This is a genomic window from Spirillospora sp. NPDC047279, assembly GCF_040643285.1.
GTDB lineage: Bacteria > Actinomycetota > Actinomycetes > Streptosporangiales > Streptosporangiaceae > Spirillospora.
Genome location: NZ_JBEYUA010000004.1, coordinates 76,522 through 100,923, shown reverse-complemented (window position 1 = coordinate 100,923; position 24,402 = coordinate 76,522). Strand labels below are relative to the sequence as shown.

Annotated in this window: 29 protein-coding genes and 2 tRNA genes; 12 read left to right on the top strand and 19 right to left on the bottom strand. The window is 71.1% G+C overall.

Features of this window, described 5'->3' with window-relative positions; all coding sequences use genetic code 11:
• Positions 1–74 precede the first annotated feature (74 nt).
• From ABZ810_RS10815 to ABZ810_RS10800, 4 genes are all read left to right on the top strand, one after another.
• Entirely contained in the window at positions 75–467 is a 393-nt protein-coding gene (locus ABZ810_RS10815; RefSeq protein ID WP_358401901.1) for a DUF202 domain-containing protein, read from the top strand.
• Positions 464–775: a DUF202 domain-containing protein gene (locus tag ABZ810_RS10810; protein ID WP_358401899.1), complete on the top strand. Its 312-nt coding sequence runs from the start codon at positions 464–466 to the stop codon at positions 773–775. The genes ABZ810_RS10815 and ABZ810_RS10810 overlap by 4 nt, the downstream gene beginning before the upstream one ends.
• A 4-nt stretch (positions 776–779) precedes the next feature.
• Complete coding sequence (locus ABZ810_RS10805; RefSeq protein ID WP_358401897.1) at positions 780–1,184, top strand: NUDIX domain-containing protein; 405 nt, start codon at positions 780–782, stop codon at positions 1,182–1,184.
• Positions 1,185–1,357: 173 nt separating this feature from the next.
• On the top strand, positions 1,358–2,092 hold the full coding sequence (locus tag ABZ810_RS10800) for an alternative oxidase (RefSeq protein WP_358401895.1): 735 nt from the start codon (positions 1,358–1,360) through the stop codon (positions 2,090–2,092).
• Between the two features lie 48 nt (positions 2,093–2,140).
• On the opposite strand, the gene ABZ810_RS10795 is transcribed toward ABZ810_RS10800, so the two are convergent.
• Positions 2,141–2,581: a hypothetical protein gene (locus ABZ810_RS10795; RefSeq protein WP_358401893.1), complete on the bottom strand. Its 441-nt coding sequence runs from the start codon at positions 2,579–2,581 to the stop codon at positions 2,141–2,143.
• A 195-nt stretch (positions 2,582–2,776) separates the two neighbouring features.
• Between ABZ810_RS10795 and ABZ810_RS10790 the strand changes: the two genes are divergently transcribed.
• Complete coding sequence (locus tag ABZ810_RS10790) at positions 2,777–3,934, top strand: hypothetical protein (protein WP_358401891.1); 1,158 nt, start codon at positions 2,777–2,779, stop codon at positions 3,932–3,934.
• On the opposite strand, the gene ABZ810_RS10785 is transcribed toward ABZ810_RS10790, so the two are convergent.
• Positions 3,935–5,692 (bottom strand): sigma-70 family RNA polymerase sigma factor, encoded by a 1,758-nt coding sequence (locus ABZ810_RS10785; protein ID WP_358401889.1) that lies wholly within the window; start codon positions 5,690–5,692, stop codon positions 3,935–3,937.
• A gap of 92 nt (positions 5,693–5,784) precedes the next feature.
• Positions 5,785–5,973 carry a hypothetical protein gene (locus ABZ810_RS10780; RefSeq protein WP_358401887.1) on the bottom strand — a complete coding sequence of 63 codons (189 nt, stop codon included), beginning with the start codon at positions 5,971–5,973 and terminating at the stop codon, positions 5,785–5,787.
• Positions 5,974–6,222: 249 nt separating this feature from the next.
• Between ABZ810_RS10780 and ABZ810_RS10775 the strand changes: the two genes are divergently transcribed.
• Together ABZ810_RS10775 and ABZ810_RS10770 are read left to right on the top strand one after the other, a co-directional pair.
• The gene (locus ABZ810_RS10775; protein WP_358401885.1) at positions 6,223–7,218 is read left to right on the top strand and encodes a DUF3068 domain-containing protein; all 996 of its coding nucleotides are present in this window, start codon (positions 6,223–6,225) and stop codon (positions 7,216–7,218) included.
• A 56-nt stretch (positions 7,219–7,274) separates the two neighbouring features.
• Positions 7,275–7,895, top strand: coding sequence for a TetR/AcrR family transcriptional regulator (locus ABZ810_RS10770; RefSeq protein ID WP_358401883.1), 621 nt, complete (start codon positions 7,275–7,277; stop codon positions 7,893–7,895).
• A 73-nt stretch (positions 7,896–7,968) separates the two neighbouring features.
• Here ABZ810_RS10770 and ABZ810_RS10765 read toward each other — a convergent pair whose 3' ends face one another.
• Positions 7,969–8,610 carry a TetR family transcriptional regulator gene (locus tag ABZ810_RS10765; RefSeq protein WP_358401881.1) on the bottom strand — a complete coding sequence of 214 codons (642 nt, stop codon included), beginning with the start codon at positions 8,608–8,610 and terminating at the stop codon, positions 7,969–7,971.
• A 97-nt stretch (positions 8,611–8,707) separates the two neighbouring features.
• Here ABZ810_RS10765 and ABZ810_RS10760 point away from each other — a divergent pair, with 97 nt between their 5' ends.
• A complete protein-coding gene (locus ABZ810_RS10760) occupies positions 8,708–9,439 on the top strand; it encodes an SDR family NAD(P)-dependent oxidoreductase (RefSeq protein ID WP_358401879.1) in 732 nt (243 codons plus the stop codon).
• Here ABZ810_RS10760 and ABZ810_RS10755 read toward each other — a convergent pair.
• Positions 9,420–10,385: a PP2C family protein-serine/threonine phosphatase gene (locus ABZ810_RS10755; protein WP_358401878.1), complete on the bottom strand. Its 966-nt coding sequence runs from the start codon at positions 10,383–10,385 to the stop codon at positions 9,420–9,422. The two genes, ABZ810_RS10760 and ABZ810_RS10755, sit on opposite strands and share 20 nt — an antisense overlap.
• Before the next feature lie 133 nt (positions 10,386–10,518).
• Between ABZ810_RS10755 and ABZ810_RS10750 the strand changes: the two genes are divergently transcribed.
• The gene (locus ABZ810_RS10750) at positions 10,519–12,600 is read left to right on the top strand and encodes an NB-ARC domain-containing protein (RefSeq protein ID WP_358401876.1); all 2,082 of its coding nucleotides are present in this window, start codon (positions 10,519–10,521) and stop codon (positions 12,598–12,600) included.
• A gap of 129 nt (positions 12,601–12,729) precedes the next feature.
• Here the strand turns inward: ABZ810_RS10750 and ABZ810_RS10745 are convergent, their stop codons facing one another.
• Complete coding sequence (locus ABZ810_RS10745) at positions 12,730–13,071, bottom strand: hypothetical protein (protein ID WP_358401874.1); 342 nt, start codon at positions 13,069–13,071, stop codon at positions 12,730–12,732.
• 560 nt (positions 13,072–13,631) lie between these two features.
• Between ABZ810_RS10745 and ABZ810_RS10740 the strand changes: the two genes are divergently transcribed.
• Positions 13,632–13,988, top strand: a complete 357-nt coding sequence (locus tag ABZ810_RS10740; RefSeq protein WP_358401872.1) for an STAS domain-containing protein — start codon at positions 13,632–13,634, stop codon at positions 13,986–13,988.
• A 187-nt stretch (positions 13,989–14,175) separates the two neighbouring features.
• Here ABZ810_RS10740 and ABZ810_RS10735 read toward each other — a convergent pair whose 3' ends face one another.
• From ABZ810_RS10735 to ABZ810_RS10715, 5 genes are all read right to left on the bottom strand, one after another.
• Positions 14,176–14,922, bottom strand: coding sequence for a GAF and ANTAR domain-containing protein (locus ABZ810_RS10735; RefSeq protein WP_358401870.1), 747 nt, complete (start codon positions 14,920–14,922; stop codon positions 14,176–14,178).
• 30 nt (positions 14,923–14,952) lie between these two features.
• On the bottom strand, positions 14,953–15,744 hold the full coding sequence (locus tag ABZ810_RS10730; RefSeq protein ID WP_358401868.1) for a GAF and ANTAR domain-containing protein: 792 nt from the start codon (positions 15,742–15,744) through the stop codon (positions 14,953–14,955).
• A 403-nt stretch (positions 15,745–16,147) separates the two neighbouring features.
• The gene (locus tag ABZ810_RS10725; RefSeq protein ID WP_358401866.1) at positions 16,148–16,324 is read right to left on the bottom strand and encodes a hypothetical protein; all 177 of its coding nucleotides are present in this window, start codon (positions 16,322–16,324) and stop codon (positions 16,148–16,150) included.
• 119 nt (positions 16,325–16,443) lie between these two features.
• On the bottom strand, positions 16,444–16,731 hold the full coding sequence (locus ABZ810_RS10720; RefSeq protein WP_358401864.1) for a hypothetical protein: 288 nt from the start codon (positions 16,729–16,731) through the stop codon (positions 16,444–16,446).
• Between the two features lie 349 nt (positions 16,732–17,080).
• A complete protein-coding gene (locus tag ABZ810_RS10715) occupies positions 17,081–17,896 on the bottom strand; it encodes an MBL fold metallo-hydrolase (RefSeq protein ID WP_358401862.1) in 816 nt (271 codons plus the stop codon).
• Between the two features lie 59 nt (positions 17,897–17,955).
• On the opposite strand from ABZ810_RS10715, the gene ABZ810_RS10710 reads away from it, so the two are divergent.
• Positions 17,956–18,357 carry a MerR family transcriptional regulator gene (locus ABZ810_RS10710; RefSeq protein WP_358401860.1) on the top strand — a complete coding sequence of 134 codons (402 nt, stop codon included), beginning with the start codon at positions 17,956–17,958 and terminating at the stop codon, positions 18,355–18,357.
• Between the two features lie 212 nt (positions 18,358–18,569).
• Here ABZ810_RS10710 and ABZ810_RS10705 read toward each other — a convergent pair.
• The 4 genes from ABZ810_RS10705 to ABZ810_RS10690 form a co-directional block, all read right to left on the bottom strand.
• A tRNA-Glu gene (locus ABZ810_RS10705) sits at positions 18,570–18,642 on the bottom strand.
• A gap of 140 nt (positions 18,643–18,782) precedes the next feature.
• Positions 18,783–18,854 (bottom strand) — tRNA-Gln (locus tag ABZ810_RS10700).
• Between the two features lie 122 nt (positions 18,855–18,976).
• Positions 18,977–19,612, bottom strand: coding sequence for a DUF2461 domain-containing protein (locus tag ABZ810_RS10695; RefSeq protein WP_358401858.1), 636 nt, complete (start codon positions 19,610–19,612; stop codon positions 18,977–18,979).
• Positions 19,612–20,376: a fumarylacetoacetate hydrolase family protein gene (locus ABZ810_RS10690; RefSeq protein ID WP_358401856.1), complete on the bottom strand. Its 765-nt coding sequence runs from the start codon at positions 20,374–20,376 to the stop codon at positions 19,612–19,614. Before ABZ810_RS10690 ends, ABZ810_RS10695 begins: the two co-directional genes overlap by 1 nt.
• Positions 20,377–20,519: 143 nt before the next feature.
• On the opposite strand from ABZ810_RS10690, the gene ABZ810_RS10685 reads away from it, so the two are divergent.
• Positions 20,520–20,966, top strand: coding sequence for a hypothetical protein (locus tag ABZ810_RS10685; RefSeq protein ID WP_358401854.1), 447 nt, complete (start codon positions 20,520–20,522; stop codon positions 20,964–20,966).
• Here ABZ810_RS10685 and ABZ810_RS10680 read toward each other — a convergent pair.
• The 4 genes from ABZ810_RS10680 to ABZ810_RS10665 all read right to left on the bottom strand — a co-directional run bounded on the left by ABZ810_RS10680 (position 20,963) and on the right by ABZ810_RS10665 (position 24,297).
• Positions 20,963–22,504: a cellulose binding domain-containing protein gene (locus ABZ810_RS10680; RefSeq protein ID WP_358401852.1), complete on the bottom strand. Its 1,542-nt coding sequence runs from the start codon at positions 22,502–22,504 to the stop codon at positions 20,963–20,965. The genes ABZ810_RS10685 and ABZ810_RS10680 overlap by 4 nt on opposite strands.
• Before the next feature lie 85 nt (positions 22,505–22,589).
• A complete protein-coding gene (locus tag ABZ810_RS10675; RefSeq protein WP_358401850.1) occupies positions 22,590–22,976 on the bottom strand; it encodes a hypothetical protein in 387 nt (128 codons plus the stop codon).
• Between the two features lie 228 nt (positions 22,977–23,204).
• Positions 23,205–23,606: a hypothetical protein gene (locus ABZ810_RS10670; protein ID WP_358401848.1), complete on the bottom strand. Its 402-nt coding sequence runs from the start codon at positions 23,604–23,606 to the stop codon at positions 23,205–23,207.
• Between the two features lie 334 nt (positions 23,607–23,940).
• Positions 23,941–24,297: a hypothetical protein gene (locus ABZ810_RS10665; protein WP_358401846.1), complete on the bottom strand. Its 357-nt coding sequence runs from the start codon at positions 24,295–24,297 to the stop codon at positions 23,941–23,943.
• Between the last annotated feature and the right edge of the window lie 105 nt (positions 24,298–24,402).

Below are 24,402 nucleotides of genomic sequence, written 5' to 3'. Positions count from 1 at the left end.
ATCGATTCGGTCGTTAAATGGCTTCGCACATACCATCAAAGGGTTCGAAACCGTGCCGAACCCCAAGGTGATCGATGACCGCGAGCGACCCCCCTGATCCCGCCGCCTCAGGCCGGTGGACCGACCGTCTGCTCGCCGAGGGCACCGACCCCGACCCGCGTTTCACCCTCGCCAACGAGCGCACGTTCCTGGCCTGGATCCGCACCGCGCTGGCGATGATCGCCGGTGGCATCGGGCTGGCGCTGAGCGGGCAGCTGCTGGCGGCACCGCTGCGGCACGGGCTCGCGGCCGGGTTCTCCGTGGTCGGGGCACTGATCGCGGCGCTGGCGTTCCGCCGCTGGCTGCGCACCGAACGGGCGCTGCGCCGGGCCGAGACGCTTCCCCTGCCGACCCTCGCGCCGATCATCTCCTACGGGCTGGCCGTCACGTCCGTGGCGCTGGTCGCCGCCGTGCTGGCCACCCGATGACGCTCTGGGACCGGGGCGCCCAGCACGAGCGCACCACGCTGGCCTGGTCGCGGACCATCCTGTCGATCATCGTCGCCGGCCTGCTCTGCGCACGCTTCGCCCCCACCACGGCGGGCGCCCTGCTCGCCGCCGCCGTCGTCTGCGGCGCCGCGGCCCTGCACCTGCGGCGCGCCCGTGTCCAGCAGCGCCGCCGCGGGCACAGCCTGCGGGCCGGCGAACCCGTCGCCGATCCGGGCTCGGTCCTGCTGGCGACCGGCGTCACCCTGCTCCTCGCCACGCTCGGCGTCGTCTTCGCCCTGGGAGACTGACCGCGTGAACGTGGACCTGGACGTGGTGGCGTGGATTCACGCCGACGAAGGACGCATGCTGGCCGTCCGGTCGCGCGGCCGCGACCTCTACTACCTCCCGGGAGGTAAGCGCGAGCCGGGCGAGGACGACTGGTCGGCGCTGTCCCGCGAGGTGCGCGAGGAACTCGCCGTCGACCTCGACCCGGCCACCTTCCGCCCGCTGGGCGTCATCCGCGCGGCCTCCCACGACCAGCCCGACTTCGCGTACGTGCGGATGGCCTGCTTCACCGCGGCGCACCGGGGCGACCTCGCACCGGCCGGCGAGGTGGACGAACTCCGCTACCTCGGCCACGGGCAGCGGCATCTGCTCGCCCCCGCGTCGCTGGCCGCGCTGGACCTGGCCGACGAGAACGGCCTCCTGCTCGCCTAGACGCGCCCGCGGGCGCACCCCTAGGGAAGATCCCTTAGGCCGCGGGGCGTACGGGCGCGGCCGGGCGGCTGACCGCCGGTGTACCCGAGGAGCCTCTCCCCGGCCGACGCGGCGCCCCTTTCCGTACGCGGACGATCGAGGCGACTCGACGACGACCGCGAAGGACGGACACCATGACCGCCACCGCCACGACCGCCGCACCCGCCCCGTTCGAAACGGGCGTCACGCCGCACGGCGGCCCGCCCAAACTCTCGGCCTGGGAACTGCGCGCCGCGCAGATCGAAACGCTGGAGGCGCCGCGCCTGCGCTACGGCCTCCTCGCCCGGATGCTCTTCAAGCAGATGGACCTGGTGTACGGGCGGGAGCGCACCCTGGTGAAGTTCACGATGCTGGAGTTCATCGCCCGCGTCCCTTACCAGGCCTGGGAGCGCATGGGCTACCTGTCGCTCTCCCGCAACCGCCGCCGTTCCGCGCTCGCCAAGCGGGTGTACGAGCGGATCGTCGAGACCCGCGAGGAGCAGGACAACGAGCAGTGGCACCTGCTGATCCTCCAGGACCTCGTCCAGCGTGAAGGGCGCCGGCAGTCGTTCCTGCTGCACCGGGTGGCGCCCTGGCTGGTGGCGTTCTTCTACTACCACGTCTCCTGGCTGCTGTTCCTCGTGCGGCCCGAGCTCAGCTACCGCCTCAACGCCGACTTCGAGGACCACGCCGAGCACGAGTACATGGACTTCGTCGCCGAGCACCCCGAGTTCGAGACCATGCCCGCGCCCACGACGTACGCCGCCGAGTACGGCCACCACGCCTCGCTCGCCGACCTGCTCCGCCAGATCGGCCACGACGAGCGCGTGCACAAGCTCGACAGCCTGGTCAACATGCGCGCGCCCCGCTTCCAGGACGCCCCCGCGTGACGTTCCCCGTCGTGGGCCCCCGCCGGCCGGCGGGGGCCCGCGGACGTCTCAGGTGGACCGCTTGTGCCGCCGCCGGTCGGCCTCGGCCGCCGCGAGGATCATCTCGTCCACCACCCACCGCGCCTCCGGCGACAGGTCGACCAGCGCGCGCAGCACCTCGGGCCGCACGACCCCGGTCTCGACCTCCCGCCGCAGCGCCTTGAACGTGAGGTCGTCGTCGATCGGGTGGTCCTCGCCCTGGAACCCGAAGTACCCGATCGGCACGTTGAAGAAGTGCGCCAGCGCGGTCAGCGTCCGCAGCTGCGGGTTGTCCTGCCGCCCCGTCCGCAGCTTCCACACCGTCGTGGAGGAGATGTCCTCCCCGGTGACCCGGTGGATCGCCGCCGCGGTCTCGACGTTGTTACGAGGTTGCGGCACCTCCGCCGGCCACATGTTCTGGATCAGCCATTCGATCTTCTCCGCGAGCGTCTCCGCCGGCTCCTGTGCCACGTTCCGTCCCCTCGTGCGGCGCACCCGCACCCCCTTGGCCCGACGACCCTAATTGACGGACGGCTCGCCCGTCAGCCGCGCACACCGTCGGTATCGGAGTGATCACGGATCACCCATCCCCCGTGTCGGCCGCCCGCGCCCCCTCCGGCCCCCTGCTTTCATCGGTCACACACCATCGGGGGAAGGTGGCCATCCGTGGCGCTACGTACGGCGTTCCTGACGTTCCTGCTGCTCCTGCTCTGCGCGCCTCCCGCGGCGGCGGACTGCGGGAAGCTCCGCGGCGCCGCCGAACAACACTTCGGCCGTTCCTCCCTGTGCCGCAACCTGGAACAGGAACTCATGGCCGACCGGCCCGACTTCGGCCGCGCCTTCCGCGAGTCCATCCGGAAGGACCAGGCCGGTAACACCAGAAGACCACGCACCCCCGTCAAGAAGGCCCGCCCCCGCACACCCTCCGCGCCCAAAGCCACCCGCGAGGCCGCCCGAACCTCCGTCCCCACCACCAACTCGCTCCCCGCAAGAGCGCCGCTCCCCACCCAGGCGCCGCCCTCCCTCCACAAGGCCCCGGCCACCCGGACGCCGCCCTCTCCCCGAGGCTCCGTCTCCACGACACCCCGTACGGGAAGCTCCACCTTCTCCACCCCCGTGGCACAGGCGGCCGACACGACCCACGGCATCCCGCGCGGAATCCTGCCGACCGTGGTGGCCGTCGTCCTGCTCCTCCTGGCCTTCGCGTTCCACCAGGTGCTCACGCGCCCGGTGGCCGTTCCCGCCCTGCGCCTCCCGTCCCCGCGGCCGGAACCGTCACCGCCCTCCCCCACCGCGCTGGGCGTGGCCGAAGGCCTGGCCAGACCGCTCGGCCTGGGCGTGGTGGGCGCCGGCGCCAACGGGTTCGTCCGCGCGGTCCTCGTCGAGCTGCTGACCCGCGACGCCAAGGTCGTGATCACGCGGAACGAGCTGAACCGGCTGTTCGAGGGCGACTTCGACGAGACGCTCGACCAGGCGTTCCCGCACCTCCAGGTCTGCGCGACCGTTCAGGAGGCGTCCCGGCACCTGGAGCTCGACCAGCTCATGGCCGAGGCCGAGCAGGCCAACCCCGACCTGAGCCCCACCCGCGGCCGGGGCGCCACCACGTACTGGATCTCCGCGCCGCACCACGAGGTCGCCTATCTCCTGCGCCGCAGCCCGAACCTCGTCGGCCTGCTCTTCGGCGCGTGGCCGCCCGGCGTCACCTGCACGGTCGGCCCCACCGGCAAGATCGTCCGGATCGGCGACCGCGACACCGACCTGCGGCCGCCGTCCCTGCACCCGGCCGACGCCCTGTCGATCCTGCGTTCGGAGACCTGGTTCTGATCACCAGCACGTGTAGGAGACCCGCGCGCTCCCGCCCGGCGAGAACGACACGGTGGCGCTGCCGAACCCGCGCGCGTAGCAGCTGACCGTCGGAGTGATCGTCACCCGCACCGACGTGCTCCGCCCGCTGGACAACGTCCCGCTCCCCCCGGCGGAGACACGGGCGATGCCCGGATCGACACCGCTCACCGACCACCGCACCGAGCCGCCGACGGCGGTCAGCGAGACCGTGCAGCTCCGCGTGATCGGCGCGGCGACCCCACGGCAGCTCCCGTCGCTCACCCGCAGCGACCCGTTCGCCGACACGCGCGCCCCGCCGCCCTTCGGCTTGCTGCTGGGCTTGGTCTGCGGCCTCGTCGCCGGTGGCGACTCCTCGTCCTTGGGCTTCTTCGGAGAAGGACTCTGCTCGGGCGACACCGGCGGCGGCGCCACGGCCGGCGAGGTCGGCGTCTCGAACCGCGTGTCGGGCGTGCGCCCCGAGGCCGTCTGCGGCCCGAGCCGCTGCCCCTCCCCGTCCGCGAACGGCTGCAACGCCATCAGCGACAGCGCCCCCGCCGCCAGCACGACGACACCGACCGCCCCAGCCGCCGCACCCGCCAGCCTCTTGCGCCGCTTCCCCGGCCGAACCGTGGCCCGAGGCCCACCCGCGGCCCGCCTCACAGGCCGCGCGGCCCCCGCGACCCGGACATCATCCGGATGCGCCGACAGATCCTCCACCGCCAACGCGGCCCGCCGCCCAGACCGTGAAGCCGACTCGGCCGCGACGGCGGCCGCAGCCGCCGAGGTCGCCCCGCCCTCCCTCGCTCGCGGACCCTCCGCACGAGACGCGACCGCCCCATTCGAGCCGGCCGCCCGTTCCGCAGAAGACACGACGCCAGACGAGGCGGCCGCCGCCCCAGCCTGAACGGGCGCCTCGGGCTGAACGGGTGCCGGAGGCTGAGCGAGCACCCCTTCCGCAGGCGACACGCCACCGGACGTAGCGGCCACGACCGGCGCCGCTGCCGCAGGCTGAACGGACACCGCAGCCTGAACGGGCGCCTCGGACGACGGAACGCGCGCGACGGCCGCCAGCGCGGCGACCGCGGGCGACGCGACCGCGGGCGACGCGACCGGCACGGCCGACGCAGCCGGTGCGGATGGGGCGGAGCGCGTGGCTTGGGTGGAGGTGTCGAAGGCGAGGTGGGGAGTGTCCTCGAGGGAGCCGTTCTCCTGGCGGACGGCTTCGCCCCAGGCGTTGGCCGTGAGGGCGGCTTGGGCCGCGGCGTCCGGGGGTGGGGTGTGGGCGGCGGCGCCGGCCTCGATCTCGGCGGCCTGCTGGACGGTGATGCCCAGGACCTCGGCGACCTCGAGGATGGCGAGGCCGTGGTGGTGTTTGAGGTCGGTGAGTTCGCGTTCCAGGTCGTCGGCCGCGTAGTGGAAGATCAGGCGGTCGGCCGTGCGCGGGACGTGGAACGGGGCGGGCGGTGCCGGGCGGGGGCGCGGGCGGGGGCGTTCGCCCAGGCGGTCGAGGCACTCGTCGCGGACCAGGGAGTACAGCCAGGCGCGGAAGCGGGGGTCGTCGGGGAGGTCCTTGGTGCGGGTGACGAGGAGGGCGGAGCGCACGGCGTCCACGGCGAGGTCGCGGTCGTCAAGGAGGGCCTCGGCGTATTCGAACAGGCGCGGGCCGTACTCGTTGTAGACGTGAGCGACCGCCCCCGGCCGCTGGTCGCGGAGGCCGTCCGCGAGCCTGCGGTCGTGATCGCGTTGCGGGTTGGGCACCGGACCTCCAGCACAGGTTTGCCGGAGCGATTCTTGTCCGCGGCGCAACACGTTGGAATGTGTCCAGTGGCGCGTCTCTCAGCTGGCTTTTGTCAACGATCTGACAGAACGGGGGCCGGGAGCAGCGCCGCCACGGCCGCGGCGGCGAGGGAGATGATCGCGCAGGCGAGATGGACGTGGTGGAACGCGGCGATCGTTCCGTGGCCGGCGGAGAGGATCGCGGCCATGCCGGCGATGCCGCGCTCCGGGGCGCGCAGGCCATCCGCCGCCTGGGCGCCCACCTCGCGAACCGCCCCTGAACGGCGTCCGCGGCGGACACCCGTGACCGGAGAAGGCCATCCCGCAATAGAGAAATGCGGCTCGAACTCCCCGGGTGGTTCAGACCGGCCGGTATGACCAGGATGATCTCGCGCCTGGATCCCTCTTCCACCGAAAAGCTACATGATGTAATTTGAGGGACCTTTCTGACACGTGTTCTAGTTCGCGATGCCAGAACGAAGCGGCTCCGGGCGCAGATCTGAGGTCCCCCGATGCGATTCCTGAACAAGACCACCGCGGGCACTGCCCTGTTCGTGCTGGGCTGCTTCAGCCTGGCACTGGCACCGATGATGCGCTTCTACCTCGCGGACCGTCTGATGGTGGTGCCGGACGACCGGTACGCCAGGAGCACGCTCGTCGGCAGCGGAGCAAAGTATCTCGACGTGGGCAAGATGAAAGTGGTCGAGAACGCCAACGTGGTCGCCACCAGCACGCTGCGGGGCGCGCCGGGCCCCAGCACCTCGACCGTCGCCATCTGGGACACCTTCTCGGTCGTCGAGGACGCGACCACCGGCGCCGACCTCGACCTTCGCGAGTGGCGCATGGCCATCGACCGGAAGAGTTCCCAGCTGCGCAACTGCTGCGGTGCGGCCATCAATCGCAACACCTCGGTCAAGCAGTCGGGGCTCGGGCTGATCTGGCCGATCGGAAACGTCGAGCGACGTTCGTATCCGCTTTTCGACCCCGCCACCGGCCGCACGTGGCCGGCGCGGTTCGAAGGGACGCGAAAGGTCGAGGGCATCACCGCCTACACGTTCGTGCAGCGGATCGACCCCACGCCCGTCGGCCAGGTCAGGCAACTGCCCGGCACACTCCTGGGACTGCCCGCGGGCAAGGCCTATGACGTGGACCGCGTGTACCGGGCCACGGTGACGACCTGGGTCGACCCGCGTACCGGTGCTCCGGTCGACCGGCAGCAGCAGGCCGTCTCCACATTGCGCACCAAGGACGGCGTCGACCGCCTCACGATCGCCGACATCACGCTGCGCATGGACGACCGCACCCGCCGCGAGGCCGCCGCGACCTCCGATGACAGCGCCGGCGACATCGCGCTCATCCGGACCACGGGCCCGCTGATCGCCCTGGCGGTGGGAGTCGTGGCGCTCGTCGCCGCCGTTCTGCTCTCCGTCCGGCCGGGGCGGCGGCGCGGCCAGCATCACCAGCAGGGGTCCTCGGACGCCCCGGCCCCGGCCGTCCCCGGGAAGTGACCGCGGTCCGCGTCCACGTCAAGGGGTCGCCCGCTCGCGACGGTAGTGTGAGTTCCGTGGGGACCAGGCATGCACCGGCCAAGGGCACCAAGCGCCTGCCTCTGCCGGCCCGCCGCGACCAGCTCCTCGACGTGGCCGAGAAGCTCTTCGTCGAGAACGGCTACGCCGCCGTCACGATGGAGGACATCGCACGGGCCGCGGGGGTCACCCGCCCCATTCCCTACAAGCACTTCGGGACCAAAGAGGGCGTGTACCTGGGTTGCGTCCAGCGTGCCCGAGCCGGTTACGAGAAGAGCCTGCTGACCGCGTTCGCCCCCGACGACGAGCCTCGCGTCAAGCTGGCCAAGGGCGCCGAGGCGTTCTTCGAGGCGCTCGAGTCCAACCCGGGGCGCTGGCTGCTGCTGTTCGGAGGCAACACCGTGCTGCCCGCCGACTACAGCGACGACCTGGCCGCCCTGCGTTTCAGCACCATCAACGCGATCGCCGACGTCCTGCGCAGCTCCGCTCCGCGGATCCCCGAACGCCGCCTCCAGGCGCTCGCTCATGCCGTCTCCGGCGTGGGAGAACGGCTCGGGCACTGGTGGCTGGCCGAGCCCTCCATGACACGTGCCGAGCTGGTGGAGCACTACACCGAGATCTGCTGGGCCGGCCTGTCGGCCTACGTCGACGACGACTGACGGGCCGGCCGCAAGGCCCGGGACAGCCCCGAGCCGGCCCGGTCGGTCCAGGCTTCAGGGATCCAGCCGGCGGTCAGTCGTCGGGCCCCTGCAGGACGGCGGCGAGCTGTTCGGGGGTCAGGGCGGGGACGGGGACGGGGTGGGCGGCGTCCGCTCGCAGGCCGTCCAGGAAGAAGGACAGGCAGCGCCGCCACAGGTCGGGGGCGGTGTCCATGGCCTGGCGGATGACCTGTGACATCGCCCAGATCAGGGTGGCCAGGTCGGAGGCTTCGAAGTCGGCGCGCAGCGCCCCGCTCTCCTTGGCTCGTTCGATGAGCCGGTCCACGTGCCGGAAGCCGCGGTGGCAGGCGGCCAGCACCTCGGGCGACAGCGGCGTGCGGCGGGCCAGGGCGTCGTTGAGACCGCGGTCCTGCGACTGGAGTTCGAAGAGCCCCTCGACGAAGCGGACGAAGCCGTTCCAGGGGTCGGGGTCGGCGAGGGCGGCGGCGGCGACCTGGTCGAGGGCGATGATCCGGTGGGGCAGGACCGCGTCCAGGAGCGCCTCGCGGGTCGGGAAATGGTTGTAGAGCGTGCCGATGCTGACCCCGGCACCGCGGGCGACCTCCTCCAGCGGCGCGTCCAGGCCGCGTTCGCCGAACACCCGCACGGCGGTGGCCAGCAGCTTGTCGCGGTTGCGCGCGGCGTCGGCCCGCAGCGGCCTTGATCCGGTCGGCATGGGTCCATCATACGAAGTTGAGGTTGCCCTCAATTTATGTGCTACCGTCGGTCTCACAAGTTGAGGACACCCTCAAGTTATGCGGAGAGGACGCACCATGAACGCAGCGGCAACCGGGACCGTCGTCGTCATCGGCACCGGTCCGGGCCTGGGCATGTCGATCGCGCACCGCTTCGGCCGGGAGGGCCGTCCGGTGGCACTGGTATCGCGCGACGCCACCCGCCATCAGGGCTACGTCCGCTCGCTGGCCGACGCGGGCGTCAAGGCCGAGGCGTTCGCCGCCGACGTGCGCGGCGACCGGCTCCCCGCCGTCCTGGAGGAGATCGCCGAACGGCTCGGCGCGGTCGAGGTGCTCTACTACGGCGCGTTCGGCGCGGATCCGGCGAGCGCGCCGACACCGATCCTGGACGCCGGCTCCGACCGCGTCCGCAGTGCGATGGACTGGCTCTACCCCGCGGTGGACACCGTCCGCGCGGTGCTGCCCGGCATGATCGAACGCGGCACGGGCGGGCTGCTGTTCGCGGGCGGCCTCAGCTCGGTGGTGCCGATGCCCGCGCTGGGCGAGCTGGCACTCGTCTCAGCGGCCCTGCGCAACTACGCCCTGACCCTCAACGCCGCGCTCACCGACCGCGGCGTCTACGCCGGGACGCTCACCATCGGCGGCCTCGTCGAACGCGGCGACATCCACGCGATGGTGAAGGCGTCCCCCGACAAGTACGGCAACGTCGACGGGCACACCCTCGACCCGGACGACATCGCGGCCACCGCCTGGAACATGTACACCGCACGCGATCGGGCCGAGGCGGTGTTCAACGCCTTGGCCCCCTGACCTCCGCACGAGGCGCCGGTGCCGGCACAGGGGCCGGGGTTGGCTGGGCCAGGAGCAGGGTGAGGTCGTCGTTCACGGCCCGCGAACGGATCAGGTCGAGGATCTTGTCCAGGGCCTGGTCGAGATCGGGTGCCGTGCGTACGGGCTCGGCGATGGTGTCCAGGGCGAGCGCCTCGCCACGCGGGTCGCGGGCCTCGGTGAGGCCGTCGGTGTAGAACAGCAGACGGTGGGCGGTGGTCAGGCGGACGCGGTGCAGCCGGGGTTCGGGTGCCAGGCCCAGCGGCGGGGAGGGCGCCGGCGGCTCCAGGTGCATGACGCGGTGGCGCCCGATGCGCAGGGGCGGCGGGTGGCCGCAGTTGACCAGGTGGACCTCGCCGTCGACGACGTCGGCCAGCAGCAGGGTGACGAAGTCCTCCGGGCCCAGTTCGGGTGCGATGTGGGCGTCGATGATCCGGGCGAGGCGGCTCAGGTCGTGTTCGGCGGCGGCGTTGTGCCGGAACGCGCTCAGCACCGAGGCGGCCAGGGGCACCGCGTCGATTCCGTGGCCCTTGACGTCGGCGAGAAGGAGCCGCGTACCGGTCCGGGTCGCCACGGCGTCGTGCAGGTCACCGCCGATCAAGGCGCCGTGGGTGGCCGACCGGGTGTGGACGGCCAGGGTGATCCCGCCGAGCTCGGACGGGAGAGGGCGGACGATCGCGCGCTGGGTGACGTCGGCGATGTGCGTCATCCGGGCCAGGGAGGCGGTGGTCTCCGCCAGCGACCGTTTCGTGCGGGACTGGGAACGAGCGGCGGTGCCGGCCCAGCCGCTGACGGCCACCAGCGGCCCGGCCAGCAGCACGGCCGCGGGAACCGGGGTGAAGATCGTGGCCAGCACGACGACCGCCTCGACCACGAGCACCACGAGAATCCAGCGGCGAGCCGAGCGACGGTCCGACTGTGCGCGCACCTTCGCCTCCCCTGCTGGAGCGCTGAAGCCCGACACCGTTCGGAGTCAATTTCTCACTCCTGGTGAAACCGTGCGAGCGATTCGTGCAAGCTGGTCTCGAGGAGCGGCCCGACGACCTGGGGCGATGATCACGGTGACCGGAGAAGTGCGGCTCGGGCGTCTGCCCGCCGAGACCACGCGGCTCGTCGGTCGCCGCGACGAGCTCACCCGGCTCTGGCGCCTGTGCGGCCGATCGCGGCTGGTGACCGTGACCGGGGTCGGCGGGGTCGGCAAGACCCGGCTGGCACTGCGGTCCGCCGCGGAGCTGGGCCACCGGTTCGCCGACGGGGCGTGGTGGGTGGAGCTGTCACCGGTGGAGGACAGCGAGTCGGTGCCGTACGCGATCGCCGAGGTCCTGCCGCTGGTCGACCAGACGACGCGCCCGGTGATCGAGGTGGTCACCGACTACCTCGCCGACCGGGAGCTGCTGCTGGTGCTCGACACCTGCGAGCACCTGGTCGACACGTGCGCGCACGTCGTGGAGACACTGCTCGCCGCCGCCCCGGGCCTGCGGATCCTGGCCACCAGCCGTCGCCCGCTCGACCTGCCGGGCGAGCGGCTCATGACCCTCGACCCGCTCCTGGTCCCCAGCGGCCCGGCCGCACCCGCCTCGGCGGGCGAGGACGCGGTGACCCTGCTGTCGGACCGCGCCGGCGCGGTCGTCGACGGTTTCGAGGTCACCGACGACAACCGGGCCGACGTGGTGCGGTTGTGCCGGCGGCTGGACGGGCTGCCGCTGGCGATCGAGCTGGCCGCCGCCCGCCTCGGCGAGCTGACGCTGCGCGAGCTGACCGACCGGCTGGACGACCGGTTCGCCGTGCTCGGCGACACCGAGGCCGCGATCCCGGAGGCCGACCCGCCGTGGCACCAGTCGTTGCGCACGGCGATCGGGTGGAGCCACGAGCTGTGCAGCCCGGCCGAGCGGCTGGTGTGGGCGCGGCTGTCGGTGTTCCCCGGCGAGTTCGACGCCGATGCCGCCCGGCACGTCTGCGCCGACCCGCGGCTTCCGGCCGCGAAGGTCACCGAGGTGCTCGCCGCCCTGCGGCACAAGTCGATCCTGCTGAGCCGTGCGATGCCGGACGGACCCAGGTTCCGGCAGCTGGACACCCTGCGCGAGTACGGGCGGGGCTGGCTGCGCCTGCTCGGCGAGGAGCCGGCCGTCCGGCGGCGGCACCACGACCACTACCTCGCACTGGCCGAACGTCTCGACCGGGCCTGGCACGGGCCCGACCAGATCCCCGAGATGGAACGGATGCGGCTCGAGATGCCCAACGTCCGCGCCGCGCTCGATCACGGCCTGTCCGAGCCCGAACGCCACCACGCCGCCCTCGACCTGGCCGGACGGCTGATCTTCCTCTGGATCGCCGACATCCAGAAGGAGGGCGCCCACCATCTGGACCGGGCCCTGGCCGTCTGCACGGACCCCACCCCCGAACGTTCCCGCGCCCTGTGGAGCCGTGCCTGGGTCGCCGTCGCGCTGGGCGAGCCGGAGACCGCCGCGGCCAAGGCCGCCGAAAGCCACGACCTGGCCCAACGGCTCGGCGACGACGACAACCTGTCCTACTCGCTGCTGATCATCGGCCTGCAGCAGGCGCTGTTCGGCGACCCCGGCCAAGCCGCCCGCAATCTGCGCGCGGCCGCCGACCTGCACCGGCACCGCCCCGACCACGTCGCCGGGCTGCTGGTCGCCCTCATCCTGCTCAGCACGGCGCTCCTGCGGCTGGGCGACGTCGACGCCGCGCTCGGCAAGCTGGAGGAGGCACGAGCGCTGAGCCAGGAGAGCGGCGAGGAATGGCTGCGTTCCTACTGCGACTTCTACCAGGTCAACCCCGAGCTCGCCGCCGGCCGCCCCAAGGACGCCGAACGACATGCCCTGGCCGCGCTGCGGACCAAGGTGCGCATCGGCGACACCCTCGGCCAGGCCCTCGCGATCGACGCGCTCGCCGGCACCGCCGTCGCGCTGGGCAGCAGCGAACGCGGTGCGCGGCTGCTCGGCATCACCCACCGCCTGGCCGAGTCGTCGGGCCTCGGCCTCCAGGAGCTCGCGGCGCTCCGCGTCACCACCGCCGAGACCGACGCCAGACAGGCCCTCGGCAACGCCGCCTACGACCGCGCCTACCAAGAAGGCCGGGAGCTCACCCGCCAGGAAGCCATCCACTACGCCCTGCGACCGTGAACCCGCCGACCAGCCCGCGTCGCGTGGCTCAGTTCTGTCGCGGGGCGGGGTTGTCGTAGCCGACCCGGGCCCTGGCGAGGGCCGTGGCCCGGTGGCCCGCAGCACCGCGAAACCGGTGTGGTGCCCAGGTCAGGTGTAGCGGCCCAGCGTCCACCCGGTGACGGCAGAGGCCCGGCCGCGCCACAGCTCGACCGGCCGTGTCGCCTTCCCTGTGATCAGCGTGGCGTCTTTCATGTGCAGGAACGAGTCAGCCTCCTGGCCGCTGGAGGCGGCCCCCTCGGCGCGGTTGGCGGCCAGGCCCTTGCGCAGGCCGTCGGCCAGCCGGGGCTGTGTGGTCGCGATCGCCTCCAGCCACAGATGTTCCCACTGCGCCAGGTCGATCAGCGTGCCGGTCAGCACGCCCCCACCGAAGAACAACGTCACCGCCAGCCCGCCGTGCTCACCCGCCTGGGCCGCCAACGCCTCCAGCATCCCCAGGTAACGGTCCGGAATCTGCTCAGCGGTCTCAACCGCTCCGGCAGGAGCAGGCACTCCCTCGTCAATCGTCACTGCATCACCCTCCAAAGGATCACACTCGGACATCCACTGGCACTCGGCCCTTCTATTCCTCAGCGGGACGAGCCGAACCCCGGCATGTCCTGATCCGCCGCTACGTCTGGCGCGTCGTTCTCAAGGCCTCCGACCTCGGCGCCACGTCAAGACGGTCACCCCATGATCGTTTGAAGCGATCATTCGATCAGCAGATTCCGTCTCTTGTCGAGCGGCGCAATAGGATCACTGATCCGAGTACCGTCCTTTCTCTTTATGGGGCCGGGCCGCGCACCGAAGTCGGCGCCTCCACCTGAGCCACCGGAAGTCCACCCATCGATGCCCTGACCGGGCATGACCACCTGTTCGATCATGGCCGACCAGGTCACAGGCCGGTTGAGCGGGACTTGGACGGGCAGGTCAACCAGGACCTGGATTCTAGATGTGGGGTTGCACGCGAGGAGTGTGCGGCCGTCCCTCACATGGGCGGAGGCCCTCCCATCATGACCCTGACCGTCTCCGGACACGATGGTTCACCCGCCCGACTGTCCATACGTTCCGACACCCACAACCGCTGGACCCGCCTCCGTCTGACCGGCGAACTCGATCTGACCACGGTGGACCTGGCGAACAGCCATTTCGCCGCCGCGCTGTCCTCCTCTTCATTGATCGCAGTGGACCTGTCAGGCGTGAAATTCTGCGACTCCTCCGGAGTCAACGCACTGGTACGAGCGTGGAAGACCGCCAAAGCCCACGGCGGACGTCTGCTGCTGGTCGCCCCCGCCGCACAGCTGACCCGGATCCTGGATATCACCGGCCTGGGGCGCCGCCTGGACGTCGTCCGCACCCTGCCGGACTGAACCGGCGACAGACCACGGTCTTCGCCTGGTTCTGGCTGCGTTCTGTGAGGTTGGTGATGATCTCTTCGGGCCCGGGGGCGTTGCCGTGGGTCGATGCGCGGCATCGGGCAGCGGATGCAGGCGTGCTCATGAGCGCACACCGCGCACCGCCGTGCCCGGCCTGCGATGCGGTGTCCTCCCTCCGCCTCTACTCCGGATCGGCGTCGGCGGAGGCGCGTCGGGAGCGGAGCTCCACCCCGTCGGGGCCGCGGTCGATGACCGCGGCGGCGACCTCGGTGAGTTTGCGGTTGCGGGCGCGGGCGAAGTCGCGCATCAGGGTGAACGCCTCGGCCATCTCGATCCCGTGGATCTCCGCCAGCACGCCCTTGGCCTGCTCGATCACCACCCGGCTGTTGAGCGCGCCCTGCAGCTGCTCGGTCACCACAGAGCTTTGACGCAGGGCCCGCTCATGCAGGATGCCGATGGTGGCCACGTCGGCCAGCGCCTGGGCGATCGCGGTGGTCTCGGCCGACAGGCCACCGGGGGCGGCGGCGAACAGGTTCATCGCCCCCAGACGCTGGTCACGCAACCGCATCGGCAGCGCGTGCACCGCGGCGAACCCGCCACGTCCGGCGGCGGCGGTGAAGGCAGGCCAGCGCTGCGGCTGGGCGGCGAGGTCGGCGCAGCTGACCGGGTGGCCGCCGTGATAGGCGTCCAGGCAGGGGCCTTCTTCGGATTGCAGCTGGAACAGCTCCAGCAGCCGTGCCTGTTCGGTGGAGGCCGCCACCAGCGACAGCGCGCCGCGCTGATCGGCGAGCAGAATGCCCACCGCGTCGATGCCCAGCAGCTCGACGCAGCGTTCGGTCAGGATGTGCAGCAGGTCGATGACGTCGAAGCCGACCACCAAGGTGTCGACGAGCTCGACGAACGTCTCGGCCGTCCGTCGTTCCAACATGATCTTTGCCTTCCTCCGGTGGGGAGCGGGTCACAGGTCTGGTTCAGGCACCGCCGGGCCGGCGGCAGGAGGGGAATCGGGCGGGTCGGGATCTGGGGTGAAGCGCAGCCGCCGGGCCACCACATCGTCGGCGACCTCACGCAGGCCGCGGCCATCGGCGAAAGCGCGGGCGCGCAGCCGCAGGAAGGCGCTGGCCAGGTCGGTGTCCAGCTGCACCGACACCATCCCGGTCGCCTGATGCACCTGCGGCCAGCGGTCCATGAACGCGTCCGCGTCCGGCCCTGCGGCCGGCGGGAGCGGGCCGGTCTGTTCCGCCGTTGCGTCGGTCACCAGCTGCAGCAAGGCGGCGTCGGCCAGCAGCAGCCCGTCGGTCAGCTCCCGCTCACTCAGCCAGCCCGCGACGGACCGGTAGATCTCCAGCACCCCGACCGCGATCTTCCCGGCCATCAGCGGCAACGCGAACATCGCGCCCGCCCCGGCCAGCATCGCCCCTGACGCGAACAACGGCCAGCGATGCTGGGTGCCCGCAGTGTCCAGATCGGGCACCAGCACCGGCCGGTCCTGTGCCAGCGCGGTCACACCCGGGCCCTCCCCCAAGGTGACCTGCAGCTCAGACAGCGCCTCACCCAGCGGGCCGGTGACCTGGACCGGCTCGAACATCCCCGAACGACTGCTGATCGTCGAAACGCCGGCCCCCTCCGCCCCGGTCAGCTGCACCGCCGCCCGGCACACATGCACCACCGACACGGGCATGCCATCCAGGCGGGCCTGCTCGGCAATCGCCGCCCGCACCGCGACCACGCGGTCCCTGTCCACAGCCATCTGCATTCCACCGGCGTCCGCGGGCCAGTTCCCTTCACACGGAAACGTCACCACGCGTCGCCGCGCTCTCGCTTCCAGCTAGGACAGTACGCTCCCCGACCCCGGCCAAACCGGCTTTGACCGAGCATTCACAGCGAGACTTCCCCAGCTCGCATCCGCGCCGTCACCGTTAAGGTCCTCCGCCCCCCGACCAGAAACACGCCGACGGGCATCGGTGGGGTATCGGTCGAGCATGAGCAAGGCGCCGATGGACAAGGAGGTGGCTGCGCGGATTCAGTCCGCGGCGGCCCGGCGGCCAGAGGCAGAGACCGCGAAGTCGGTTTGCGGCCGCCTCACAGAGGATCTGGCTGACTCCGATCACTCACCCTCATCGGTGAGGCGCCGAGCCGCCTGCGGCGAGAACTCAGCCGCGCGCGCGCCGTCGTGCTAGGTGGGTCAGAAGGCCCGCGCAAAGCACCACCAGCAACACGACCAGGGCGACCACAACGAGCCCCCAGATCTCGTCGGTGGGAGAGATGAGATCGAACCAGCCAGTTTCGTCTTCGGGATGGTTCTGAGGTTCGGCAGCGGAGCCGTTCAACGATTGAGATTCCTCTCAGAGACGGTCATGCCACCCTAACGACCGCGCCCGCTGACGACGGTCGACGGCGCACTTCGTGCTGGGAGCTTGCAGGGAGACGAAGGTCATGGGTCGGCGGGTCATCGGGCGTGATGGTGTCGGGCGCGTATCTGGTCCGCGGTGGTGCGGTGGCGCTGCGAGCGTTGCCGGTAGTCGGCGATGAGGTCGGCGGCGGCTGGATCGGCCAGGTCGGCCAGGCGTTCCAGGTTCGTTGCCATGGCGTAGTGAACGCGGGCGGCGTGGCGGGCCCGTTCCTGGATGAGTCGCTGGGCGTCGGCTATCAGTTCCTGCGCGGTGCGGGCCAGTTCAGCGGCGATTTCCGCCTGCGGCGGGTGCGTGGACGTCGAGGTGGAGGGCTGATCGGTCATCGGGCGGCACCCCTCCGATCGGGGAGCTGGGAGCTGGGAGCAGCGAGGAGTGAGCGTCTGCTCGATGAGCTGTGGCGGTGCCTTGCCCTAAGCTTGGCCGGTTCCGGCAATACTTGCCAGTCGCCGGGTGGCGGCGGCCACTCGCCCGGCTCTCCTTCGCCGGGCGAGTGGCACCCCCTGGACCGTGGAGATTTCGAGATCGCCGGTCATGCCGTCCGTCGACGTCGCTCGTGGTCGATAGGGCTGAGCACCGCGTTGTCCAGGGCCGATGCGAGCCCGATGTGGTTCGTGGCGCCGCCGGTACGTCGCAATCCCGGTTGGTCCGGCCCGGTGGGATCGGTGGGATCGGTCAAGATCGGCTGAGGTTCGCGAATTCCCAGGGGTCGTGGGCCGAGAAAGCGGTGACCTCGTGGCCGTGGTCTCGGACGAGTTCTCGCAGCCGTGCCTGCGTTCCAAGGCGGAGGTCGTGATGGACCTCTGAGCTTGTCTGGACGATGTCCAGAAGCGGGTGCGGGTGGGGTGACGGCTGGAGTTCGCGGTGGTAGTAGTACGCGTCGCCGCAGTGCAGCAGCCACCGGTCACCGTCTCGCACGGCGACGCCGGCGTGTCCTGCGGTGTGGCCGCCGAGCGGGATCATCAAAATCTCCTCTGGCAGGCCCTCGGGGTGGATCGCGGTGAAGCCGTACCAGTCCCGGATCTTCTCCTGGCTCGCGTCTGCCGGCTGGTAGGTGGCCCAGGCAGGGCCGTGCGCCCAGTGGGCGGGGCGGTAGCGGCGGCTGGGCGCCTGCGCCAGCGCGGCCTCCAGTTCGGCGGCCAGCACGTGCACTTTGGCGTCGGGGAAGTCGGGCAGCCCGCCGCAATGGTCGACGTCCAGATGGGTGACGATGATGTGCCGAACGTCGCTCGCGGAGAAGCCCAGACGTTGGAGCTGGTGTATCGCGGTCTCCTCTTCCTTCAGGACCGGGCGCGCCATCTCGACCCATTCGGTGCCGAGCGTTCCGTCGGGGTCGCGCACGTCACCGAGCCCCAGACCCGTCTCCACGAGCACCAGACCCTCGCCGGTCTCGATCAGCAGGCAGTGGTTCACCGCGTGCGCGGGTGGCGGGCCGTCGTAGGTGGCCTCGATCTCGCGCACGGAGCCGCAGTTGAGATGGTGAATGTTCATGCCGCCTAGACTGCGACTTGAAGCGCACTTCAAGTCAAGGGTGGATCATGGGTAGTGGTTTGCTGGACATCGCCGAGGTCGCGGCGCGCACCGGACTGGCGCCGTCCGCGCTGCGCTACTACGAGAAGGAAGGCCTGGTCGAGCCGACCGGCCGCAACGGACTGCGCCGCACCTACCGGCCAGAGGTCCTCGAAAGGCTCGGATTGATCACCTGCGCGCGCGCAGCCGGGTTCACAGTGCGCGAGATCAGCCGGTTTCTCGCGGCCCGTCCCGAAGACAATGAACGAATGCGCGCGGGCATGGCGGCGAAGGTCCACGACCTCGACGAGAAGATCGACCAACTCGTCCGCATGCGGGAAAGCCTTCGCCACGCCGCAACCTGCACCCACGAACCCCTCGTCGAGTGCCCGGACTTCAGGCGCGCCGTCCGGAACGTCTACGCCCCCGAAACTGCCGCCTGACCGGCGGCGGAGGCAACCCCCTCGATGGGGGCCGGTCGGCAGGCACCGGAACGCCCAGCAATCCCCTGAACCTGGAGTCCCTGACCGAAGACGCCCGTGCTCGGTCGGGCCAGCGACGGCCCGGATGGTGGGGACGACGGTCGGCTGCTATCGCGATCTTGGAAACGCAAAACGCAGGCTCAGACTTGTGGTCTGACCTGCGTTTCCGTGCGTACCCCCGAGCGGATTCGAACCGCCGTTACCGCCTTGAGAGGGCGGCGTCCTAGGCCACTAGACGACGGGGGCTTGATCTTTCTTCGGCCTTTGCGATCTCTCGCTCGGGCCTCGCCCAGCTTACCGGACGATGTCCCCCTGTTCGAACCGGCTTCTCGCGAAACCGTCTCTCCCAGGAGAAGAGCCGAACCGATCGAGATCGGGCGACTCAGCTGGGGTACCAGGACTCGAACCTAGACTAACTGAACCAGAATCAGTCGTGCTGCCGATTACACCATACCCCAGTGTGGTAGAGCGGCCCTCAGATCCGAAGACCTGCTGGTCGCTCGCGCCTCGAAGAGAATACAGGACCCGGGGACCTGGACCAAAACGGTTTGGCGGGACGGCCAGGGTCGTTGAACGGTCGTTATCGGGTGAAGTCCGGCGGGCCGATGTGCTCGGCACCCCAGTCGACCAGCGGGCGGAGGCGGCGCCAGGATTCTCGGACGCGGTCGACGACCTCCGGCGTGGCCGCCCAGGGGTCGGCGGGCCAGCCCAGATGGGCGTAGAGCGAGCGGTGGCGGAGCAGGTCCAGGCGGGGATGGTCGTCCGGGGTGCCGCGCGGCCGGGTCTTGAGGCGGTCTCCGGCGATCTCCATCCCGGCGGAACGGAGATCGCCGACGATGGCCTCGAGCCGCTTTCCGGTGGCGGGCGCGTCGACCGCGGCGCGGTAGCGGCGGAGCTGCTCGGGGGTCGGGCCGTACATCCCGCCGGCGACCATCAGGCCGTCGGCGTCGACCTGGAAGTAGAAGCCGTCGCCCGCGTGGCCGCCCTGGTGGGTCTTGTAGGGCGACTTGTCGTTGCTGAAGCGCACGTCGCGATAGGGGCGGAACATCTTGGCCGGGCCGAACTCGGGCTCCAGCTCGGCGAAGAGCTCGATCATGGGCTCGCGCACGTGGCGTTCGTAGGTCTCCTTGTGCGCGAGCCAGTAGGCCTTGGTGTTGTCGGCGAGCAGGCCCTCGTAGAACGCGAAGGCCTGGTCGCCGAAGCCGGTGAACGCCATCAGTCGCGCGCGATCACGCGATTGGTGAGGCTCCCCACGTTCTCGACCGTGACGGTCACCTCGTCGCCGATCTCCAGCGGGCCGACGCCCGCGGGGGTGCCGGTGAGGATCACGTCGCCGGGGAGCAGCGTCATGACCTGCGAGACGTACTCGATCAGCGTCGGAACGTCGTGGATGAGCTGGGAGGTACGGGACTCCTGGCGGACCTCGCCGTTGACCGTGGTGGTGATCGCCAGGTCGGACGGGTCGACCTCGGTCTCGATCCACGGGCCCAGCGGGCAGAACGTGTCGAAGCCCTTGGCCCGCGTCCACTGCCCGTCCTTCTTCTGCAGGTCGCGGGCCGTCACGTCGTTGGCGCAGGTGTAGCCGAGGACGACCTCGCCGGCGCGGGAGGCGGGCACGTCCCGGCACAGCCGGCCGATGACGACGGCCAGCTCGCCCTCGTAGTCGACCCGTTCGCTGAGCTTCTGGGGATAGGCGATGGCCTCGCCGGGACCGATCACGGCGGTCGCCGGCTTGGAGAAGATCACCGGCTCGGCGGGCGGCTCGCCGCCCATCTCGCGCGCGTGCTCGGCGTAGTTCTTGCCGATCGCGACGACCTTGCTCGGCAGGTACGGGGAGAGCAGCCGGACATCCTGCAGCGGGAACCGATGGCCACTGAACTCCAGGTCCCCGAAAGGATGCGGCGCGACCACCGCGATGGTGTTCTCCTCGATGACCCCGAACCCCATGCCGCCCTCGGCGGTGAACCTCGCGATACGCATGGTCAAGAGCCTAGTACGCCCCCGGAACCTCGCCCGAAATCACGGAAAGCTACCCTTCTCCGGCCGGGGCTGGAAGCATGGACGGCATCGTAGGCAGATGCCCCCAGACCCCGAAAAATGCCGCCGGGAAGGTTCCCCCGCACATGGCCCAGCCGAACGCCGAGCCCGTCCAGCAGGTGACGATCGTCCGCAGCGACCGCGCCCACACCTTCGAGGTGTTCGTCCGGCGCATCGGCAGCTGGTGGCCGGGACGTCCCTTCACGTTCGGCGGTGGCAGACCCCACTCGGTGCACATGGCCGAGTCGCTCGGCGGCCGCGTGCACGAGTCCTGGGCCGACGGCACCGAGCACGACTGGGGCCACATCACCGTCTGGGAGCCCTCCGCCCGGCTCGCCCTCACCTGGGAGGTGCCGCCGGCCCCGGGCACCGAGGTCGAGGTGCGCTTCGCCGCCCTCGGCCCCAACCTGACGCGGGTCGAGCTGGAGCACCGGGGCGTCGACAAGCTCCCGGCGAACGCCGCGGCCGGGTTCGAGGAGGCGTGGAGCCTCATCCTGGGCCGGTTCGCGGCGGTCGCCGAATCAGGTTCCTAGAACCCGCAGGGCTTGTTATTGATCTTGCAGGCCTTGGGGTCGGCCGCCGTTCCCGCGGCGCCGTACTGGATCTCCCAGGTGGCGCCGGGCGGCACCGGGGGCGCACCGTCGAGGTTCTGGATCTCGACCTTGTCGCCGCGGCGCACGAGCCGCCCGCCCCAGATGTTCTTGACGTTGGCACCAGGCGCGTCGAACGTGATCTTCCACGTCTTCATGGGCTTGCCGGTGCGGTTGGTGAAGACGAACCGTCCCTCGAAGTAGCCGGGATCGCGCTGCATGAGCTGGTAGGTGATCCCGCTGCCGTTGACCACCGGCCCCACCGGCGGCGCGGTGGGGGTCGGGACGACCGGCGCGGGCGGCTGCTGACCCGGCGCGGTCGGCTGGCCCGTCGCGCCGGCGCTCGCGGTGGGCGCGGGTGTCGCGGCGGTGGTGCCGCTCGGCGTCGCGCTGGCGGCCGGGGTGGGAACGCTCGACGTGGCCGGGCTTCCTGCGGACGTCGAACTGGATCCGCCGTCGCCCATGAGCAGGATCGCGGCCGTGGCGCCCGCGCCGACCACCAGCACCGCCGCGACGACACCGGCCAGCAGGAGCGGTTTGCGCGACTTGCCGCGTCCGGTCGGCCCGGTCGCGCCCGGCATGGCCATCCCGGGCGGTGGTGGCGGCGGGGCGGCGAACTGCTGCGGGGGGATGCCGCCCGAGGGCGACGCGACCGGCTGCTGCTGCGCCTCCTGCGGGGGCGGCGGCTGGTGCGAGGCGGCCTGCTGGTGGACGTCGGGCGTCGGCGGCGTGAGGAACGGCACCGCGGCGGCCGCCTGCGGGACCGGCGGCGGGCCGGGCTGGACCTCCTCCTGCGCGCCGAAGTGCGCGGTCCAGAGGTCGTGCTCGTCCGGCAGTGCGGCGTCCTCGCCCGGCGCGGTCGGCTGCTCGTCCGGCACCGCGGGCTGCTCGAAGGCGGCAGGCTGCTCATGCCCCGCAGGCTGCTCGTAGGGAGCGGGCTGCTCGAACACGGCGGACTGCGGGTAGCCGGCGGGCTGCTCGAAGGCGGCGGTCTGGCCGGGCGCCCCGGTCGGCTTGTCGAGAACGACCGGCTGCTCGTTCGGCTGCGGGGCGGCCGGCTCCGCGGGGACGGCCATGAACCGGCCACCCGCGACCGGCATGTCGGGGATGCCGCCCTCGTCCACCGGGAAGTCGGTGACCGTCGCGGGCTCGTCGACCGTGACGTCGGTCAGCGTGACCGGAGCCTCGATCGCGACGTCGGTCAGCGTCGCCGGCGGGTCGCCGACGGTGTCGTCCACCGTGTCGTCCACCGGGAAGTCCGTCAGGGTCGCCGGCGGTGCCGGGGCCGTGACCCCGGACGCGGCGCCCGGCACATCGTCCTCGGGCGGGTCCTCGTAGGTCGCGGCGAGGTCGGCGGGGACGTCGTCGACCGGCTGGTCGACGATCGTCGACTCGGCCCCCGCGTCCTTCTTGCCGGGGATCGCGAACTCCGCGGTTGTCTTGTGGTCCGGGGGAACGTACCCGGGCTCCTGACCGCTCACCTCGTCACCTTCCAGTGCGTCGATCTCACTGGTGTCCGACGACGGACGAGGCGATTCGGTTCACGCCATAAGCGGCGTTTCGCCTTCAGCCGGGCACCCCGGCCGGTTCGAGGCCGCGGCGGGCGGCCTGTCGCTGGTGCCGGTTGAGCATGTCGGTGATGAGCTCGATGGCGTCGGGCGTCGTCGCGCCCTGGGCGCCGGAGAGCCAGCGGGTGGCCTCGGCCAGGAGCTGCTCGGACGTGCCGGGCGCGCCCTCGGCGGGCTGCTCGTCGGCGAGGCGGCCGAGCACGCCGCCGAGCCGCAGCGCGGCGTCGGGGCGGGTGGACGACTGGGCGGCACGGCGGAACCATTCGGCGGCCTGCTCCAGGTCGCCCTCACGCTCGTGCTGGTCGCCGAACTGGTAGGCCAGGTCCGCGAGCGAACCTTCCGACAGGCGCCCGGCGGAGTCCAGGCGCCAGGGTCGGACGGGCATGCGATCACTCCGGACGTCGGTCTGCTCAAGTAAGGGGGAGCCGGTGGGCGCAGCGCGCACCACCGCCATGGATACATATGGTGGCGGCCTCCTCCGACTTCCGCCACCGCTTTACCCAAGTTTCCCGAGTTTGTCAGCGAACGGGCGACTACCCATCGTAGCCGTTCATTTCGATATCTCGGCGCCGGCGATCCGCCGGGGCGGCTCGTGCCGCCCCGGCGGCCGGGGTCAGATCTCGTAGGCGGCCAGCGCGTCGTCGAGCCCGTCCCGGACGGACCCGTGGTCCCGGTACGCGGCCGGAGCCTCGACCCGGTCGTTCGCGATCAGCCAGGCGGCGTGGCCGGGTGCCAGGAGCACACCGCCGCCCAGTTTCACCGGATCGGCCAGCACGGTGCGCTCTCCTTGCGCACCGGACACGAACTCACCGGCGACGAAGCCCTCCGACTCGTTCCACACCACCGCGCGGCTGCGCAGGATGAAGGTGGCGTCGCGGGGGTTCATGGGGTCCAGCCAGACATTCCGCACGTCCAAGTCCCGGGCGTCCAACGCTGCGGCCACCTGGGTGATGTAGCCGCGGATCGCGTCTACCTGCGGGAGGACGTGTGGCAGGGGGCGGATGGGAACAGTCACGACAATGTCCCTCTCTGCAGCTTTGCAAGCATTATGAGGGAAAAATTGCACGATGTCCCTTTCCCTCCGTCCCCTGATCGCGAGCCGAATCGGGCACATGCCACATCGGCAACTCGCTTCCCTTCCGCCACTGATCCCGCGCGGTCGGAAGTACTGATCAGGCCAGACGAACGAAATTCCACCCGATGGGATCCACCTGGCCTGCTGAAACGGAGCGCGTTCCTCCTTTCACCGGCAGTGGGTCAGAGCACGGGAATTACGGACGGACGAGCGTTGGCCGGATCCGGCCATCGGCGTCCGCCCCCTTTCCCCCGCACCACGCGTCACCACGCACTCAGGAACGTCTGGAACTCGAGAGACCGGACACGAACACACCTGCAACGCAGACCACCGTGAACACGGCCGCCGAGCAGAACAGCGTCAGTACCGCGGAGGTGTCGAGCCACAGCCCGGCCGCCACGGTCACCCCCAGGCTCACCAATCCCAGAACGACCACCAGGCCGAAGGCCAGGAGCACGTCGCCCGGCTCGGCGGCACCCGGCTCGGCGGCACCCGGGGCGCCGGCTCCGGAGGGCTCGCCGGCGGCGGGGTCGGCGAGCACCTTCTCAGTGACGAAAGTGACGTCCGCCCTGGTCGTCGGGGCCCCCTCCGTCAACGTGAGGTCCCCGCTCGGGACTTGGGTGTCTTCCACCCGGCTTCTCTCCACCGACCTCTCCTTAGGTCGTCCACCCTCTACGCGAATCCCGCCTGATCACTCATTCGTTCATCGCATGAATCCCGATGATCGAGTCACCCG

Coding starts and splice junctions, on each gene's coding strand:
- ABZ810_RS10815 (WP_358401901.1), top strand. CDS start 75: ATGACCGCGAGCGACCCCCCTGATCCCGCCGCCTCAGGCCGGTGGACC.
- ABZ810_RS10810 (WP_358401899.1), top strand. CDS start 464: ATGACGCTCTGGGACCGGGGCGCCCAGCACGAGCGCACCACGCTGGCC.
- ABZ810_RS10800 (WP_358401895.1), top strand. CDS start 1,358: ATGACCGCCACCGCCACGACCGCCGCACCCGCCCCGTTCGAAACGGGC.
- ABZ810_RS10775 (WP_358401885.1), top strand. CDS start 6,223: ATGCGATTCCTGAACAAGACCACCGCGGGCACTGCCCTGTTCGTGCTG.
- ABZ810_RS10765 (WP_358401881.1), bottom strand. CDS start 8,610: ATGCCGACCGGATCAAGGCCGCTGCGGGCCGACGCCGCGCGCAACCGC.
- ABZ810_RS10760 (WP_358401879.1), top strand. CDS start 8,708: ATGAACGCAGCGGCAACCGGGACCGTCGTCGTCATCGGCACCGGTCCG.
- ABZ810_RS10745 (WP_358401874.1), bottom strand. CDS start 13,071: ATGCTGGAGGCGTTGGCGGCCCAGGCGGGTGAGCACGGCGGGCTGGCG.
- ABZ810_RS10740 (WP_358401872.1), top strand. CDS start 13,632: ATGACCCTGACCGTCTCCGGACACGATGGTTCACCCGCCCGACTGTCC.
- ABZ810_RS10735 (WP_358401870.1), bottom strand. CDS start 14,922: ATGTTGGAACGACGGACGGCCGAGACGTTCGTCGAGCTCGTCGACACC.
- ABZ810_RS10730 (WP_358401868.1), bottom strand. CDS start 15,744: ATGGCTGTGGACAGGGACCGCGTGGTCGCGGTGCGGGCGGCGATTGCC.
- ABZ810_RS10720 (WP_358401864.1), bottom strand. CDS start 16,731: ATGACCGATCAGCCCTCCACCTCGACGTCCACGCACCCGCCGCAGGCG.
- ABZ810_RS10715 (WP_358401862.1), bottom strand. CDS start 17,896: ATGAACATTCACCATCTCAACTGCGGCTCCGTGCGCGAGATCGAGGCC.
- ABZ810_RS10695 (WP_358401858.1), bottom strand. CDS start 19,612: ATGGCGTTCACCGGCTTCGGCGACCAGGCCTTCGCGTTCTACGAGGGC.
- ABZ810_RS10690 (WP_358401856.1), bottom strand. CDS start 20,376: ATGCGTATCGCGAGGTTCACCGCCGAGGGCGGCATGGGGTTCGGGGTC.
- ABZ810_RS10685 (WP_358401854.1), top strand. CDS start 20,520: ATGGCCCAGCCGAACGCCGAGCCCGTCCAGCAGGTGACGATCGTCCGC.
- ABZ810_RS10675 (WP_358401850.1), bottom strand. CDS start 22,976: ATGCCCGTCCGACCCTGGCGCCTGGACTCCGCCGGGCGCCTGTCGGAA.